Origin of the sequence: Aeromonas sp. SER (assembly GCF_038739615.1) — a bacterium.
Classification (GTDB): domain Bacteria; phylum Pseudomonadota; class Gammaproteobacteria; order Enterobacterales; family Aeromonadaceae; genus Aeromonas; species Aeromonas jandaei.
The window spans coordinates 14,226-29,757 of sequence record NZ_JBCGFC010000023.1 but is presented as its reverse complement, the minus strand read 5'-3'; the positions used below and the strand labels follow the sequence as shown (position 1 = coordinate 29,757).

Below are 15,532 nucleotides of genomic sequence, written 5' to 3'. Positions count from 1 at the left end.
GTTGCTCCCCTCGTGCTATCTGGCTGATGCCGTATTGCGTTGGTGCGGACTTAATTGGTGCGGAAGAGGGCCTCGATGGAGAGCCCCTGGCTCAGCAGGATCTCCCGCAGACGGCGCAGCCCCTCGACCTGGATCTGACGTACCCGCTCGCGGGTCAGGCCAATCTCGGCCCCCACATCCTCAAGGGTGGCCGGCTCGTAACCCAGCAAGCCGAAACGACGCGCCAGCACTTCCCGCTGCTTGGGATTGAGCTCCTCGAGCCAGTGCACAATGCTGCTGCGCATATCATCTTCCTGTGACTCCAGCTCCGGCCCCATGCCGCGCTCGTCGGAGAGCACATCCAGCAGCGCCTTGTCACGATCGCCACCGATGGGGGTATCCACCGAGGTGATCTTCTCGTTGAGCTTGAGCATACGGTTCACATTGTCTACCGAGCAATCGAGTGCCTGGGCGATATCCTCAGCGGTCGGCTCGTGATCGAGACGGTGAGAGAGTTCACGCGCGGTGCGCAGGTAAACGTTTAACTCCTTGACCACATGAATGGGCAGACGGATGGTGCGGGTCTGGTTCATGATGGCCCGCTCGATGGTCTGGCGGATCCACCAAGTGGCATAGGTGGAGAAACGGAAGCCGCGCTCGGGGTCGAACTTCTCGACCGCGCGGATAAGACCGAGGTTGCCCTCTTCGATGAGATCCAGCAGCACCAGGCCGCGGTTGTTGTAACGACGGGCGATTTTGACCACCAGTCGCAGGTTGGACTCGATCATGCGCTTGCGGGCTGCTTTGTCACCCCGCAAGGCACGACGGGCGTAATAGACTTCTTCTTCGGCAGTGAGGAGGGGGGAGAAGCCAATCTCCCCCAGATAGAGCTGGGTGGCATCCATCACCTTGTTCAGTTCCGGTGCCAGCAACTCATCGGAGATGGTCTCTTCCGCCTCGGCGGCCACCTCCTCCAGCTCTTCTACCTCTTCGTGAGACTCGGGGTCAGCGTCAAACTCTAACTCTGCATCCTGCATTACCAGTTGTTCTTGGCTCATGGTGTGTCTCCCTGACGTTACCAGAGTAAGACGGTCTCTCTGGGGTTAACGCTTTGGCAAATAGCTCATCGGATTGATCGACTTGCCTCTGTACCGGATCTCGAAATGCAATCGCACATCCGGCGCGTCCGTGCTGCCCATGTTGGCAATGACCGAGCCCCCCTTGACGCTGTCCCCTTCCTTCACCCGCAACTCGTCGTTGTGTGCGTAGGCGGAGAGATAGTCATCATCATGCTTGAGGATGATCAGCTTGCCGTACCCCCTTAAAGCACTGCCAGCGTATACGACCTTACCGCTGCTGGCGGCGTAGACGGGTTGCCCCTTCTGGCCGGCTATGTCGATACCCTTGTTACCCTGTTCTGCAACAGAGAACCCCTCGACGATCCGGCCTTTTGCGGGCCAGTGCCAGGAGAGTCTCGACTGGGAGTTGTCTGTTTTTTGTTCTTTGACCTGAGCGTATTCCTTCGGTGCCTCCGCAGCAACGGATTTCTGCGAGATGAATGGCGTGGTCTGACCAGATCCGCTTGGTTCTGCCAATGGACGCGGGCCACTGCTCGGTCGGGTCGTGGTGGTCTGCACCGGAACCGGCGTCACCGGGCGGGTTGCGGCTACCATCTGGGTGCTGCTGCCACCGGCAGACTGAACGTTGAGTACCTGACCCGGCTGCAGGGCGTAGGGGGCACTCAGGTTGTTGCTCTGGGCCAGCGCCTGCGGCGTCATGCCGAACTGGCGGCCGATGCTGCTCAGGGTATCGCCGCGACGCACCTCATAGGTGCCGGAACTGCGGCTGCTGCTCACGCTGGCGCTGGAGCCATCGAGTCGCAAGCGCTGCCCCGGATAGATGTTGTAGGGCGGGCTGATGTTGTTGAGGCTGGCCAGCGACGGCACGTCGTTACCGGAGTTGAAGGCGATGGAATAGAGGGTATCGCCCCGCTTCACCACATAGCTGTTGCCCTGAATGGGGGCACTGACCTGAGCGCCGGCCTGACGGGTCGGGATGGTCGAGACGAAGGGACCATCACCCAGCCCCTCAACCGGAGCGGCATTTTTACTGGAGGAACAGGCAAGCAGCAGCCATGAAAGAACGACGACACTGCTTCCCTGCCAAATACGCGAACGCATAGCGGATCCTTAACGACTAAACCAGAAATAGGCCACGACAGCCAGACCAATACAGAGCCAACCGAGCACGTCTACGTAGTGCATCAGTTTGCGTTCCATCTTCTCGCCACCCCAGCGCATCAAACCTGCCACCAGGAAAAAGCGCAAACCGCGGCCGATGAGGGAGGTGATGATGAAGGGCAACAGAGCCATTTGCAACAGCCCAGCCGTCACAGTAAAGACCTTGTAGGGGATCGGGGTGAAGCTGGCGATAAAGATGACCCAGATGCCCCACTGCTCGAACCAGTGACGGGCGATGGCGATCTTGCCCTCATAACCGACGGAAGCCACCAGCGGCTGCACCACCGGATCCCACAGCGCATAGCCAAGGGCATAGCCAAACAGCGCACCCAGCACCGAGAAAACGGTGGCCAGCGTGGCGTAGTGCCACGCCTTGTGGGGCTTGCCGAGCGCCATCGGTGCCAGCATCACGTCAACCGGGATGGGCCAGAAGACCGATTCGATAAAGGCGGTGATGGAGAGATACCAGGGGGCGTATTTGTGGCGCGCCCACTGCATTACCAGTACATACAAACGGGAAAACAACTTCACTCAACATCTCCGTCGATCAGGGGAACAAAACGCACCGGTTCCAGAATTCGGCTGGTCAGCTGGGAGCCGGAGCGTTCAATCAGTTGCAGGGTCTGCTGGCTGTCGCCCACCGGCAATACCAGCCGACCGCCATCGGCCAGTTGATCGGTGAGCGCCGTCGGGATCTCGCTCGCCGCCGCCGTCACCAGAATGGCGTCGTAAGGCCCCTTGTTGGGCCATCCCAGCCAGCCGTTACCGTGCTTGGCCGAGACATTGTGCAGATCAAGCTGGCGCAGCCGGCGTCTTGCCTGGAACTGCAGCGACTTGATCCGCTCCACGGTATAAACGTGCTCCACCAGATGGGCGAGGATCGCCGTCTGGTAACCGGAGCCAGTGCCAATCTCCAGCACGTGGGCCGGATCATTTTGCATCAGCAGCTCGGTCATTCGCGCCACCATGTAGGGCTGCGAAATGGTCTGGCCATGGCCAATGGGCAAGGCGGTGTTGTCCCACGCCTTGTGGGCCATGGCCTCATCCACGAATAGCTGGCGCGGTACTTTCGCGATGGTCGCCAGTACGCGAAAATCGCGAATATCCTGCGCAATGAGCTGATTTAACAGGCGCTGTACTATCACACCCTCATCCCTGCAGATCTAACCAGGCCCCCAGACCAGCGAGACTGTCATAGGCAGTCATGTCAATGGTCAGGGGAGTTATCGAGACATAACCCTGCTCGATGGCAGCAAAGTCGGTTCCTTCTCCTGCATCCTGCTTGTCGCCGGGAGGGCCAATCCAGTAGATGGGCTGACCGCGGGGATCCTCGGTGCGGATCACCGACTCCGCCCGATGGCGATTGCCAAGGCGGGTCACCCTGATCCCCCGGATCTGCTCAAGCGGCAGGTCAGGTACGTTCACATTGAGGATCTGATCCGCTGGCAGGGGGTGCTTCATCAACCCCTTCACCAGCAGGGCCGCATAGTGGGCCGCCGTGGCGAAATGGGTCTTGCCCACCAGCGAGATGGCGAGGGAGGGATAGCCAAGGTGGCGCCCTTCGGTCGCAGCCGCCACAGTGCCGGAGTAGATGACATCATCCCCCAGATTGGCACCATGGTTGATACCGGCCACCACCATGTCAGGCTCGGGGCGCACCAGCTCGTTAACCGCGAGGTGGACGCAGTCGGTCGGCGTCCCCTTTACCGCATGATAACCGGTTTCGCTGATGCGGGTGACCCGCAGCGGCACCTCCAGCGTCAGGGAGTGACTTGCGCCGCTGCGGTTGCGATCCGGTGCCACCACCACGACCTCGCCGCAGGCGCGCAACGCCTCGCTGAGGGCACGGATGCCCTCGGCATGCACACCATCGTCATTACTGACCAGAATTCGCATCGGTTTGATTCCTGAAACCGTGATCGGCCTCTTCGGCCTGCATTAACTCGCGCACCACGCTGGTAGCAAAGGCGCCCGCCGGCAGGAAGAAGGAGAGAGTCAGCACCTCACCCTCCAGTTGCCAGCTCATCTGCTCCGGCTTGAGCAGCAGTGGGCGGCGATCCTGATCCAACCCCGCTTTCTCCAGGCCGTCACACCAGTCGCTGTACGCCGCCAGTACGCCCTGCTCGAACTCGGCCGCCGCCCCCTGGCTGGCCAGCCGGCCACGGCCCCACTGGGGCGCGGTGAGCTGCACGTCACCGGAGGCGAGACGCGCTTCCAGCTCGGGGGTCACGCTCTCTTCACTGAAGATGGAGTGGCTACCCTTGAGCATCACGCAGTCACCGGCCAGCAGCTGATGGGCCAGCCCCTGCTCGATACGGGCGCTGACGATGGCATTGAACAGCATGCTGCGCGCGGCGGAGAGGTAAAGAGAGCGCTTGTTGCGATCCTTGATCCGCTTGCCGGCAAACATCGCCTTGGCCGCTTCCAGGTTGTTGCCTTCACGGCCGAAACGCTGCTCGCCGTAGTAGTTGGGCACGCCTTGGGTAGCGATAGCCTGCAGGCGGGACTCCAGCCCGTCGGCCTGCTCCAGACCGGTGAGACGCAGGGTGAAGTGGTTGCCCTTGAGGTAGCCGACCCGCAGCTTCTTGTTGTGGCGCTTCACCTCCAGGATCCGGATGCTGTCACTCTCGATGACGGAGAGGTCCGGCTCGGCCTTGCCCGGCAGGTGAATGCCGAACCACTGCTCGGTCACTGCGTGGCGATCTTTCAAGCCCGCCCAGGTCACCGCATTGCGGTTGACCCCGGCCGCATCGGCCAGCAGGCCAGCCACCCAGGCGGTGTTCTCGCCGGTTTTACGCACCCGGACGAAAATGTGCTCACCCTCGCCACAGGGTTCAAACCCGAGATCTTCATTGACCACGAAGTCGGCGGCCTCGGCCTTGAGGATACCGCGGGCGGTGGGCGCACCGTGCAGGTAGGCAAGTTGTTCCAGCATTATTGTTTCACCAGTAAGACGACGGCTTCGGTGGCGATCCCTTCCTTGCGCCCCGTAAAGCCAAGCTGTTCGGTGGTGGTCGCCTTGACGTTCACCCGGTTCAAATCACATTGCAGATCGGCCGCCAGCACGGCGCACATGGCCTCGATATGAGGCGCCATCTTGGGTGCCTGAGCGATGATGGTCACATCCAGATTGCCGATGGCATACCCTGCGCGCTGCACGCGGGCAAAGACATCCCGCAGCAGGATACGGCTGTCGATGCCCTTGAATTCGGCAGCGGTATCGGGGAAGTGACGACCGATGTCACCGGCACCGATGGCGCCCAGCAGGGCATCGCTCACCGCGTGCAGCACCACGTCGCCATCGGAGTGGGCGATCAGTCCCTGCTCGTAGGGAACCGGCACCCCGCCCAGCATGCAGGGGCCAACCCCACCAAATTTGTGTACGTCAAAACCATGTCCAATCCGGATCATGCTCGCTCCTTGTTTGGCCTGTCTGTTCAGACCTCTTTGTTCTGATAGGTGGGCTTATGCCTGCTGGCTTAAAAACAGTCCCGCCAAAGAGAGATCCTCCGGCCGGGTCACCTTGATGTTGTCGGCACGCCCCTCCACCATCCGCACCGCAAATCCGGCCCGCTCCATGGCGGAGGCCTCATCGGTAATGGTGGCACCGAGCGCCAATCCCTCTTCCAGCGCCCGCTTGAGAGGGCCGGTGGGGAACATCTGCGGCGTCAGGGCATGCCAGAGCTGTTCGCGCTCAACGGTGGCAATGATATTGCCAGCTGCATCGGAGCGCTTCATGGTATCGCGCACCCGGCTGCCGAGGATGGCGCCACCGCTCGTCATGGCGGCAGCAATCAGGGCATCGAGATCGCCGTGGGTCAGACAGGGGCGGGCCGCATCGTGCACCAACACCCACTCCCCTTGCGCCACATGGAGGGCGTTGAGGACGGAAAAGGCGCGCTCGGCGCCCCCCTCGACCAGCAGAATCCGCTCATCCTGCGCCACCGGGAGGGTGTCAAACCAGCGGTCATGGGGGGCCAGCGCCACGATCACCTGCCCGATGGCGGAGTGTGTAAGCAGCCGCTCCAGGGTGTGCTCGAGAATGGTCTTGCCCGCCAGTTGCAGATACTGCTTGGGGCACTCGGCCCCCATCCGGCTGCCAATGCCAGCGGCCGGCACGATCGCCGTCAGGGCTGGAATGCGGGGCGCATCAGTCATCGTAAGGGGCATCCGCTGGCACATTCTCTTTTTCTTTCTCTTTGGGGATGATCCGGTAGAAGGTCTCGCCCTGCTTGATGTAGCCCAGATCGTTGCGCGAAAGCTCCTCGATGGCCTCAAGGCCAGAGGTGAGATCATCGATCTCGCGATAAATCAGGTCGTTGCGATCCTTGAGGCTCTGGTTGTCCCGCTGCTGCTGCGAGATGGCCTCCGACAGACTCTGGTAGTCGGACAGCCCGTTCTTCCCCAGCCAGAAGTCATATTGCAGACCTCCCAGCAGGAGGATCAGGATCAGGGTGAATAGGCGCATGCTCTAGGTCTCCTTCAAGCGGCCTAGTGTCCCATATTCGGTGCAAAGACAAAAGAAAGCCAATACCCCGAAGGGGCCGGGCAAGCAGAAAAAAGTGCCCAAAGGTGAGTCAGATAGCGCAAAACCCCGCCAAACCGGCGCAAGGATTGACCAGTGTGGTCAAGATGCGCCGGGGCGGGGTTGATTGTCAGAACAGAGGTGCCGCTATCAGTTGACGGCGACCGGCTCCCCTTCCAGCTCGGCCGGGGTGTTGTACTCCTCCTCGGCCTCGCGGAAACGCTCCAGCATGGTTTTTGAAGGCGCTTCTCCCAGCAGGCTGCCCGCCACAATCGCGATACAGGCAAACAGGAAGCCCGGGATGATTTCATACAGCCCCAGCCAGCCGAACTGTTTCCAGACGATCACCGTGATGGCGCCTACCAGCATGCCAGCCAGCGCACCGTTGCGGGTCATTCGCGGCCAGAGCACAGAGAGCAGCACCACCGGGCCAAACGCGGCACCAAAACCGGCCCAGGCGTAACTCACCAGCCCAAGCACCCGGTTCTCCGGATTCATGGCAACGCTGATGGCGATCAGGGCGATGACCAGCACCATCAGGCGCCCTACCCATACCAGCTCGCGCTGGGAGGCGTTCTTGCGCAGGAACGGCTTGTAGAGATCCTCGGTGATGGCGCTGGAGCAGACCAGCAGCTGGCAACTCAGGGTACTCATCACCGCAGCCAGAATGGCCGAGAGCAGCACACCGGCGATCCAGGGGTTGAACAGGATCTTGGAGAGCTCGATAAAGACCCGCTCCGGGTTGCCGGTGACACCGCCCGCCACTTCCGGGAAGCGGGCGAAGTAGGCCAGACCGAAGAAACCAATGGCCACCGCGCCGCCCAGGCAGAAGATCATCCAGGTCATGCTGATGCGACGGGCATTGGCCATGGAGTGGTGGGAATCCGCTGCCATGAAGCGGGCCAGAATATGCGGCTGACCGAAGTAGCCGAGCCCCCACGCCATCAGGGAGATGATGGCGATTACATCCAGATTCTTGAACATGTCGAGGTTGCTGGCGCTCTTGGCGGCCACCTCGATCATGGCGCTGTCCACCCCGCCCACGGCGATGATGACAAAGACCGGGGTGAGGATCAGGGCGAAGATCATCAGGGTCGCCTGCACCGTATCGGTCCAGCTCACCGCGAGGAAGCCGCCGAAGAAGGTGTAGGTGATGGTGGCGGCCGCACCGACCCAGAGGGCGGTGTTGTAATCCATGCCGAAGGTGCTCTCGAACAGGCGGGCACCGGCCACCACACCGGAAGCGCAGTAGATGGTGAAGAAGAGCAGGATCACCAGCGCCGAGAGGATGCGCAGCACCTTGCTGTGATCTTCAAAGCGGTAGGTGAAGTAGTCCGGCAGGGTCAGGGCGTTGCGGTTCTTCTCGGTATGAACCCGCAGGCGGCCCGCCACCCAGCGCCAGTTGAGGTAGGCACCGATGACCAGACCGATGGCGATCCAGCTCTCGGAGATGCCGCTGATGAAGATGGCGCCGGGCAAGCCCATCAGCAACCATCCACTCATGTCGGAGGCGCCGGCGGAGAGGGCGGTGACCCAGCTCCCCATCCGGCGGCCGCCAAGGATGTAGTCGTCAAAGTTGCGGGTGGCGCGATAGGCAACAAAGCCGATCAGTACCATCCCGAGGATGTACACCAGAAAGGTGATTAACATGGGTGTGCTGGCTGTCATGCAAAACTCCGTTTTATTTCATCTTTTACCCGCTCTGATGACGGGCTCATCCCTAAAAACCGGCCTAGCTTAATCACCCGTCCCTATCGGCTCAACCCCTTTGTTAACAAACAGAAAACACAATAAAAGCCTTTGCGCAGCAAATCATCTCTACATCAAGGAGATAGAACCGAATTTCATTTTCCGTCCGGGCGAGAGATCAGAGCACTTGCCCCTGCTATTGAGCGTTTTATCTTCACATTTTGTTACTATCGAGCTTTTTACATCCTCCTCGCCCCCTCCTACACTCGCCGCCCTGAATCCAACGAACCGGGGCTACGCCTATGTCCTCTCATCTGTCGCAACTGCGCACCCTCGCCCGCCGTCTCCATCCGGTAGAGGAGTCGGGCCATCTCATCAGACGGGCCAAATTCGTTGGCCGCCTCTGGCTGCATCCGGGAGCCCGTGCCCTCTATCGCCAGCAGGAGACGCTGCCGCTGCTGGCGCAGGCGATCACCCGCTTCCCCGATATTCTGGAAAAGCCCATTCACCCCTATCGCCACAAGGGGCTGCGCAAGGGGCTCCGCGCCGGGCTCATCACTGCCCACTACCGGCAGCTGGCACTGGCCCTGCCCGAAGCGCAGCAGCAGGCGATCTACAGCCAGAGCGGCTTGCAGCTTGCCAGTTGGCAAAGCGACAAGCTTACCGCGCCGCTCACCCTGCAGCTCGATTACCAGACCCACATGGCCAAAGAGGGAGAGATGAGCCTGACCCTCAAGCTCGGCGAGTCGGCGCTCTACTTCATGGCGCTCAACCTGCGCTGCGAGCCGCAGCCCACGCTGGAGATCTGCTCGCTGCAAGGGGGCAAGGGGCTGAGTGAGGAGATCAAGCTGGTCACCAAGGCGTGTGGCGGCCTGCGTCCCATGTCGCTGCTGGTCTACATGGCAGCCGAGCTGGCCCGTGGTCTGGGGTGTGAAACCCTGCTCGGGATCCGCACTCAAAGCCACGTCTACCAGTGCAGCAAGCGCACCGCCAACCGGGTCAAGTTCGATCTGGATGGGCTGTGGGAAGAGCATCAGGGCAACGTCATGGATGAACTCTGGATGAGCCTGCCGCTGCAGATACCGCGCAAAACGCTGGAGGAGATCCCCTCCCGCAAGCGGGCCAGCTACAAGGCGCGCTACCAGATGCTCGATCAGCTCGCCGGAGAGCTCGCCGACAATCTGCGCCGTAGCTAATCCGGCCCCGTACAAGGTCAGAAAAGAGAAAGGGCGAACAGCACGCTGTTCGCCCTTTCTTGTGGCCGATTACCGGGATTAGCCGTTGATGGCGACCGGCATACCGCTGCGCTGCTCCAGCGCCTGTTTGACCAGCTGGGAGTCGCTGTCGGCGTGGGCAATGAAGCGGGTGATGGCAGGGGTCATCGGCAGCGGTGCCGGCAGGCTGGAGTTGAACTCCTCCTCGCTGCGCGACAGCGGCTGATGCACTTCCAGATAGCGGCGGCCATCCGGCTCGACAGAGGCCTTGAGCGGCTGGTTGATGAACTGGACGCGAGTGCCTACCGGTACCTTCTTGAACAGGTACTCGATGTCATCGTTGCGCAGACGCACACAACCGTGGCTCACCCGCAGGCCGATACCGAACTGGGCGTTGGTACCGTGGATGGCGTACATCTTGCCGATGTAGAGCGCAAACAGCCCCATGGGGTTGTCCGGGCCAGCTGGCCATACCGCAGGCAGGCTCTCGCCACGGGCGGCATATTCGGCGTGCATCTTGGCAGTCGGTGTCCAGGTCGGGCCCGCTTTCTTGCGCTGCACGCTGGTCACCCAGTTCTCCGGGGTGTCGGTGCCCAGCTGGCCGATGCCGATGGGCAGCACTTCCACTACTTTCTTGCCTTTCGGGTAGTAGTAGAGGCGCATCTCGGCCACGTTCAGCACGATCCCTTCACGGGGCGCATCCGGCAGGATCAGCTGATGGGGGATCACCAGCTTCTCGCCGGTCTGCACCAGCAGGGGGTCAGCCTTGGGGTTGGCTTCGATCATGTTGGTCAGCCCCAGCTGGAATTTTGCGGCAATGGCCTCCAGCGGCTGGCCGTTCTCTTCGGCCGGGACCACGTATTCCAGATTTTCCCCCACCAGACGGCTGTTGGCCGCAGGCAGAGCATATTCAACAGCGAAAACCGGCGCAGCGGTCAGCAGCAGGCTGTAGCAGAGTGTTGCCACACTATTGCGAAGGAGCTTCATAACTTTCCCATGATAATGACTGAGTTGACATCTCTGGGCTGACAGCTGATCAGACGAGGATCAGGGGCGCGAAGAGAAGGCCGCCATTTTTCTCTTCTGCAAAGCAAATTTCAACTGACAAGTAGCGGCGGGTCGACGATTAATATCGCTTTTTTTATCCGCCGCCAGCCCCTGTCGGTCGCCCGCTTATCCCTTCTGCCAGGAGCGCATATCGTATCCCGTGGGAGATTGGTGCAACCGCAGATGAAATTGCTCGATGATGGCGAAAATGTGGTCGAAAATATCGGCCTGAATCCCTTCGTACTCGGCCCAGGCGGTGGTCGCGGTAAAGCAGTAGATCTCCAGCGGCAAGCCGTCAGAGGTCGGCGCCAGCTGACGCACCATCAGGGTCATATCCTTGCGAATGCCGGGATGGGCGCGCAGATAGGCATCCAGATAGGCGCGCAGGGTGCCGAGGTTGGTGAGGTGACGGCCATTGATGGGGCAATTCAAGGCATCGCTCAGCTGCTGGTTGTAACTGCTCAGCTCCTGCTCCTTGCGGGTGAGATAGGGAGCCAGCAACTGGGCCTGCTTGAGCTGCAACTGCTCATCGGCCGTCATGAAGCGCACGCTGGTCATGTCGATATTGATGCTGCGCTTGATGCGCCGCCCGCCCGATTCGGTCATCCCCTGCCAGTTCTTGAAGGAGTCGGAGATGAGGGCATAGGTGGGAATGGTGGTAACCGTCTTGTCCCAGTTCGACACCTTGACCGTGGTAAGGCCGATATCGGTCACCTCGCCGTCGGCGCCATATTTGTCCATCTGCAGCCAGTCGCCAACGTTCAGCATCCGGTTGGCAGAGAGCTGGATCCCCGCCACCAGACCGAGGATGGGGTCCTTGAATACCAACATCAGCACCGCGGTCATGGCGCCCAGACCACTGAACAGGAACAGCGGTGACTTGCCAAGCAGCAGGGCGATCATCAGGATGCCGACCAGAATGCTGCCCACCAGCTTGGCCCCCTGGAAGATGCCGCGCAAAGGCAGATCACGCCACAGCCGGATGTTGCGGCTCACCGCCAGCACGCAGTCGAGCAGGGTAAAGAAGGAGAGCAACAGGAAGAAGAGGATCCAGAGCTGGGCCGACATCTCGATAAGCTTCAGGCTATCGGAACTGCGCGGCAGCCAGATCTCGGCCTGACCGAGCAGCACGGCCCCCTGAAAGACGAAAGCAAGCCGGTAGAAGAGGCGCTGTTGCAACTGGGGTGGCAACCACACCTGCTTGGCCCTGCCGAGGATGCCCACCAGCCGCACCAGCAGAAAGCGGTGCAACATCATGTGCAATAGCAGCGAGGTGACGAGGATGAAAGCGAGCGCAATCACCAGCCCCATCATGCCGGTCACCTCAACCCCAAGCTCCGACAGCCAGTTAAAAAACGTCTCTTTCATTCCTCTCCCCCTATGCTGCAATGCCAAAACGTGGCCGTCAGGGTAACGCCCCGAGCCTCCAAGTCAAATAACGGGTCGCCACAAACGACAACGCCCGGCAAAAGCCGGGCGTTGTGATGAGACCGATTGGCGTTAGCCGACCAGGCCCAGGGCATCGCGGGCAATGACCAGCTCTTCGTTGGTCGGGATCACCATGGCGCAACGGCTGTCGGCGGTAGTGATGCGGCCTTCGCCACCCAGTACCGCGGCGTTGTTAGCCTCTTTGTCCACCTTGAAGCCGAACAGGGCCAGACGCGCCAGCACCATCTCGCGCACCATGGCGGCGTTCTCACCGATACCACCGGTGAAGACCACGGCGTCCAGACGACCGTCCATCGCAGCGGCGTAGGCGCCGACATACTTGGCCACACGGTAGGTGAAGACATCCAGCGCACGCTTGGCACCGGCGTCGGTAGCGTAGTTGGTGGTGACATAGCGGCAGTCGCTGCTCGCTTCGGTCATACCCAGCAGACCGGACTCACGGGTCAGGGTGTGGTTGATCTGCTCCACGCTGTAACCGAGCTGGTCGTGCATGAAGAAGACCACGGCCGGATCGATGTCGCCACAACGGGTACCCATCGCCAGACCTTCCAGCGGAGTCAGCCCCATGGAGGTGTCAACAGACTCACCGTTCTTGATGGCGCAAACGGAAGCACCGTTGCCCAGGTGGCAGTTGATGATGTTCAGTTCGTTCAGCGGCTTGCCCAGCTCTTTGGCAGCCTCTTCCGCGATGTAGCGGTGGGAGGTACCGTGCGCGCCGTAACGACGGATGCCGTGCTCGCTGTAGAGCTTGTAAGGCAGCGCGTAGAGGTAGGCCTCCTGCGGCAGGGTCTGGTGGAACGCGGTGTCGAACACGGCCACGTTCTTGTCTGCCAGTTGCGGGAACACCTTGAGCGCAGCGCGGATACCGATCAGGTGAGCCGGGTTGTGCAGCGGGGCGAACGGGATAGCGGCTTCGATGCCGGCGATCACGCTGTCATCGATGCGAACGGAACGGGAGAACTGCTCGCCACCGTGCACGATGCGATGGCCGATGGCCACCAGCTGGCCGGCCAGAGACGGATCCTGCGGCAGGATGTGGCCCACGATGTGGTCGAGCGCTTCCTGGTGAGCGGCACCCGCTCCCAGCATGGCTTCGCCCTTGACCCCGTGGAGTTTCCATTTGATACGTGCATCATCCAGATTGAAGCATTCGGCCAGGCCGGACAGCATGTCCTCACCTGTTTCGGCGTCCATTACGGCAAATTTCAGGGAAGAGCTACCGCAGTTAAGGATCAGTACCAACTTGCTCATTTTCTACATCTTCCTGTGCTTCGGCTTTATGCCGACAGTGTCGTGTCATCCAAAAGAGGATGGGATTCCCCTGCCGGGGGCTTATGGTCGCAGGAGGGTGCGTCCAATTTTTCAATTCTTGCTCTTGAAAGAGTCATCGCAACTTGTGGTGCGTATCACTCGTTTCAATGCTTGCGAGTCTCGACGCATCAGCTGCGCAGGGCTCGCTTCAATGGGGATGCTCAGGCGATGGCCAGCAGATCCCGGTGTACCTTGACCACCAGCTTCTTCACTTTGGCGGGCTGGTTGCGGGTACAGAGCGGGCGATGCAGTTCGCCCGGCCAGAAGATGGCGAAATCGCCCGGTTGCAGCGCCAGATAGGTAGTCTGCTCGTCATCGACAAACCAGAGGTCAGGATGGGGATGGTCAGCACCTTCATTCGCATACTCATGAGGCCCGACACCGATCCACTCTTCGCCTGCCAGCAGCAACTGGATATCGAGATAGTCGCGATGGAACTCGCCACGGCGATCCGCAGCCGGCTCGGTCATCTCCTCGCTCACCAGACAGAACAGCTTGAGACCGTCGATTTCAGTCTTGCCAAGGGGCGCCTCGCGCCACTGGGCAACGCTTTTGACCACCTCGACCATGATGCGATCCAGCGGGGCAGGCAGCGGCGTACGCTGCAACGTGTTCAGGCTACCGGTGATCATGGTGCGAGCATCTTCCTGTTAGGTATATCTGCGCGGCATCTTTGCCGCCCAATGAAAAAGGACCTGTTACAGGTCCTTCGATAACGCCCCCGGCGATCCGTGCAGAGGGATTAGAGCTAATGCTCACATTCAGCATATTGGGGCACTGTTACACACTCATCCGGTGGTTGCCAAGAGCGTGAACCCCATTTTTCGGGTGATCGTACCAGCTGAAACCATATTATTCACCACCCTTTTGCCGGCGACTTTGACCAGACGCAAAAACGGGAGCATCTGCTCCCGTTTTTTTCACGCAACCGGTTTCATTCAAGCCTTGCCGGCGTTTTCCACCGGTTTGGCATACATGGCACGCCAGATTGCCTTGTGCTCTTCCGGCACCTCTGACTGACGGGTCAGGAAGGCCGCCTGCTCGATGGTGTTGGCCTTGCCAGAGACATCGGCCGCCAGATAGTTGCTCGGGAAGAGGCGGTAGCTGCTCCAGATCGCCTTGTCGATCAGGGCCGCCAGCTCGTCCGGATCGCTGAAGCCCTCGGTAATTGGCGCGCCGAAAGCGACGTGTACCCGCCCCTTCATGCCGACGATGCCGGCAACGATGCTCTCGATATCCTCGAACTCGCCCTTCTCGTAGCTGCCGTTGACCGACTTCTCGTAGAGCTCGCGAGCCTTCGCCTTGTCGGTGGGGTCCAGCTCGTAGCTGATGCTGACCGGCACGATATTGAGGCTGCGCATGTAGTCGACGAAGTCGATCTTCTGCTTCTTGCCGTCGACGTAGAACATCTTGAGGATGGCCGGATCCGTCTTGTCATCACCATTCTTGGCGCGCCCTTCCTTCTGGGCGATCCAGATGGAGTGGCCTTCGTGCACCGACTGGCCGATGTAGGCGGAGAGCTCGCCGAGCGCCTTCATCATCTCCCGCGGCCCCTTGGCGGAGCGCTTGACGATAAAGCTCTTGTTGAGCTTCATCAGCTCGGTGGCGCAGGGTTTGCGCAGCAGGTTGTCGCCGATGGCGATGCGGACCGTGTCAAAACCGTGGGTATAGAGACCCCAGTTGACGAAGGCCGGATCCATGGCGATGTCCCTGTGGTTGGAGACGAACAGGTAGCCCTGCTCCTTCTTCAGATGCTCGATCCCGGAGAAGGTCACCCCCTTGGTGGAGGTAGCGATCATCCGGGACATATAGTTGGTCACCCCGACCTGCACCTGATGCACTGTGGTCACTTTTGACCACTTGTAGCGCAGCACCTGGCGGATCAGCGGGCGAATCGCCCAGCCCAGCCAGCTCATCAGGGAGCCAAAACGGTATTTGGCGATGGCACCGATAAATTCATCATCCTGGATCAGCCGTTCGATGGCCGCCGGCACTTCTTCATCGCGGTAAGGGCGAATGTCCGCGAATCTGTCAACTTCAGTCACAATGTCAGCCTTGCATGCTAGGAAACCGCAGCC

General features: G+C 60.6%; 16 protein-coding genes. 1 reads left to right on the top strand and 15 read right to left on the bottom strand.

The annotated features are described in order from the left end of the window. Positions 1-50: 50 nt before the first annotated feature. The 10 genes from rpoS to putP all read right to left on the bottom strand — a co-directional run bounded on the left by rpoS (position 51) and on the right by putP (position 8,412). Positions 51-1,037 (bottom strand): RNA polymerase sigma factor RpoS, encoded by a 987-nt coding sequence (gene rpoS, locus AAHA41_RS21455; RefSeq protein WP_041210181.1) that lies wholly within the window; start codon positions 1,035-1,037, stop codon positions 51-53. A 45-nt stretch (positions 1,038-1,082) separates the two neighbouring features. After that, positions 1,083-2,159 carry a LysM peptidoglycan-binding domain-containing protein gene (locus tag AAHA41_RS21450; RefSeq protein ID WP_043849958.1) on the bottom strand — a complete coding sequence of 359 codons (1,077 nt, stop codon included), beginning with the start codon at positions 2,157-2,159 and terminating at the stop codon, positions 1,083-1,085. 9 nt (positions 2,160-2,168) lie between these two features. After that, positions 2,169-2,750 carry a YqaA family protein gene (locus AAHA41_RS21445; protein WP_033113777.1) on the bottom strand — a complete coding sequence of 194 codons (582 nt, stop codon included), beginning with the start codon at positions 2,748-2,750 and terminating at the stop codon, positions 2,169-2,171. Next, on the bottom strand, positions 2,747-3,364 hold the full coding sequence (locus AAHA41_RS21440) for a protein-L-isoaspartate(D-aspartate) O-methyltransferase (protein WP_033113776.1): 618 nt from the start codon (positions 3,362-3,364) through the stop codon (positions 2,747-2,749). Before AAHA41_RS21440 ends, AAHA41_RS21445 begins: the two co-directional genes overlap by 4 nt. Before the next feature lie 4 nt (positions 3,365-3,368). Next, a complete protein-coding gene (surE, locus tag AAHA41_RS21435) occupies positions 3,369-4,115 on the bottom strand; it encodes a 5'/3'-nucleotidase SurE (RefSeq protein ID WP_041210183.1) in 747 nt (248 codons plus the stop codon). Continuing rightward, positions 4,096-5,154 (bottom strand): tRNA pseudouridine(13) synthase TruD, encoded by a 1,059-nt coding sequence (truD, locus tag AAHA41_RS21430; RefSeq protein ID WP_203132730.1) that lies wholly within the window; start codon positions 5,152-5,154, stop codon positions 4,096-4,098. Before truD ends, surE begins: the two co-directional genes overlap by 20 nt. After that, positions 5,154-5,630 carry a 2-C-methyl-D-erythritol 2,4-cyclodiphosphate synthase gene (gene ispF / locus AAHA41_RS21425; protein WP_041210185.1) on the bottom strand — a complete coding sequence of 159 codons (477 nt, stop codon included), beginning with the start codon at positions 5,628-5,630 and terminating at the stop codon, positions 5,154-5,156. Before ispF ends, truD begins: the two co-directional genes overlap by 1 nt. 54 nt (positions 5,631-5,684) lie before the next feature. Beyond that, on the bottom strand, positions 5,685-6,377 hold the full coding sequence (ispD, locus tag AAHA41_RS21420; protein ID WP_323070732.1) for a 2-C-methyl-D-erythritol 4-phosphate cytidylyltransferase: 693 nt from the start codon (positions 6,375-6,377) through the stop codon (positions 5,685-5,687). Then, positions 6,370-6,687 carry a cell division protein FtsB gene (ftsB, locus tag AAHA41_RS21415; RefSeq protein ID WP_041210187.1) on the bottom strand — a complete coding sequence of 106 codons (318 nt, stop codon included), beginning with the start codon at positions 6,685-6,687 and terminating at the stop codon, positions 6,370-6,372. The genes ispD and ftsB overlap by 8 nt, the downstream gene beginning before the upstream one ends. Before the next feature lie 207 nt (positions 6,688-6,894). Further along, a complete protein-coding gene (gene putP / locus AAHA41_RS21410; RefSeq protein ID WP_185228335.1) occupies positions 6,895-8,412 on the bottom strand; it encodes a sodium/proline symporter PutP in 1,518 nt (505 codons plus the stop codon). A gap of 323 nt (positions 8,413-8,735) precedes the next feature. On the opposite strand from putP, the gene AAHA41_RS21405 reads away from it, so the two are divergent. Beyond that, positions 8,736-9,629, top strand: a complete 894-nt coding sequence (locus AAHA41_RS21405; RefSeq protein WP_203974948.1) for a DUF535 family protein — start codon at positions 8,736-8,738, stop codon at positions 9,627-9,629. Positions 9,630-9,707: 78 nt separating this feature from the next. Here the strand turns inward: AAHA41_RS21405 and AAHA41_RS21400 are convergent, their stop codons facing one another. The 5 genes from AAHA41_RS21400 to AAHA41_RS21380 form a co-directional block, all read right to left on the bottom strand. Then, on the bottom strand, positions 9,708-10,634 hold the full coding sequence (locus tag AAHA41_RS21400) for a L,D-transpeptidase family protein (protein WP_033113768.1): 927 nt from the start codon (positions 10,632-10,634) through the stop codon (positions 9,708-9,710). Positions 10,635-10,820: 186 nt separating this feature from the next. Further along, entirely contained in the window at positions 10,821-12,062 is a 1,242-nt protein-coding gene (locus tag AAHA41_RS21395) for a mechanosensitive ion channel domain-containing protein (protein ID WP_323070731.1), read from the bottom strand. 132 nt (positions 12,063-12,194) lie between these two features. Beyond that, positions 12,195-13,394: an acetate kinase gene (locus AAHA41_RS21390; protein WP_033113766.1), complete on the bottom strand. Its 1,200-nt coding sequence runs from the start codon at positions 13,392-13,394 to the stop codon at positions 12,195-12,197. 221 nt (positions 13,395-13,615) lie between these two features. Beyond that, positions 13,616-14,086, bottom strand: coding sequence for a YhcH/YjgK/YiaL family protein (locus tag AAHA41_RS21385; protein ID WP_215805651.1), 471 nt, complete (start codon positions 14,084-14,086; stop codon positions 13,616-13,618). Positions 14,087-14,392: 306 nt separating this feature from the next. Continuing rightward, on the bottom strand, positions 14,393-15,499 hold the full coding sequence (locus AAHA41_RS21380; RefSeq protein ID WP_033113764.1) for a 1-acyl-sn-glycerol-3-phosphate acyltransferase: 1,107 nt from the start codon (positions 15,497-15,499) through the stop codon (positions 14,393-14,395). Positions 15,500-15,532: the final 33 nt, after the last annotated feature.

Excerpts from the sequence above, each read along its gene's own strand:
- rpoS (WP_041210181.1), bottom strand. The coding sequence starts at position 1,037 with ATGAGCCAAGAACAACTGGTAATGCAGGATGCAGAGTTAGAGTTTGAC.
- AAHA41_RS21450 (WP_043849958.1), bottom strand. The coding sequence starts at position 2,159 with ATGCGTTCGCGTATTTGGCAGGGAAGCAGTGTCGTCGTTCTTTCATGG.
- surE (WP_041210183.1), bottom strand. The coding sequence starts at position 4,115 with ATGCGAATTCTGGTCAGTAATGACGATGGTGTGCATGCCGAGGGCATC.
- truD (WP_203132730.1), bottom strand. The coding sequence starts at position 5,154 with ATGCTGGAACAACTTGCCTACCTGCACGGTGCGCCCACCGCCCGCGGT.
- ispF (WP_041210185.1), bottom strand. The coding sequence starts at position 5,630 with ATGATCCGGATTGGACATGGTTTTGACGTACACAAATTTGGTGGGGTT.
- ispD (WP_323070732.1), bottom strand. The coding sequence starts at position 6,377 with ATGACTGATGCGCCCCGCATTCCAGCCCTGACGGCGATCGTGCCGGCC.
- ftsB (WP_041210187.1), bottom strand. The coding sequence starts at position 6,687 with ATGCGCCTATTCACCCTGATCCTGATCCTCCTGCTGGGAGGTCTGCAA.
- putP (WP_185228335.1), bottom strand. The coding sequence starts at position 8,412 with ATGACAGCCAGCACACCCATGTTAATCACCTTTCTGGTGTACATCCTC.
- AAHA41_RS21405 (WP_203974948.1), top strand. The coding sequence starts at position 8,736 with ATGTCCTCTCATCTGTCGCAACTGCGCACCCTCGCCCGCCGTCTCCAT.
- AAHA41_RS21400 (WP_033113768.1), bottom strand. The coding sequence starts at position 10,634 with ATGAAGCTCCTTCGCAATAGTGTGGCAACACTCTGCTACAGCCTGCTG.
- AAHA41_RS21395 (WP_323070731.1), bottom strand. The coding sequence starts at position 12,062 with ATGAAAGAGACGTTTTTTAACTGGCTGTCGGAGCTTGGGGTTGAGGTG.
- AAHA41_RS21390 (WP_033113766.1), bottom strand. The coding sequence starts at position 13,394 with ATGAGCAAGTTGGTACTGATCCTTAACTGCGGTAGCTCTTCCCTGAAA.
- AAHA41_RS21385 (WP_215805651.1), bottom strand. The coding sequence starts at position 14,086 with ATGATCACCGGTAGCCTGAACACGTTGCAGCGTACGCCGCTGCCTGCC.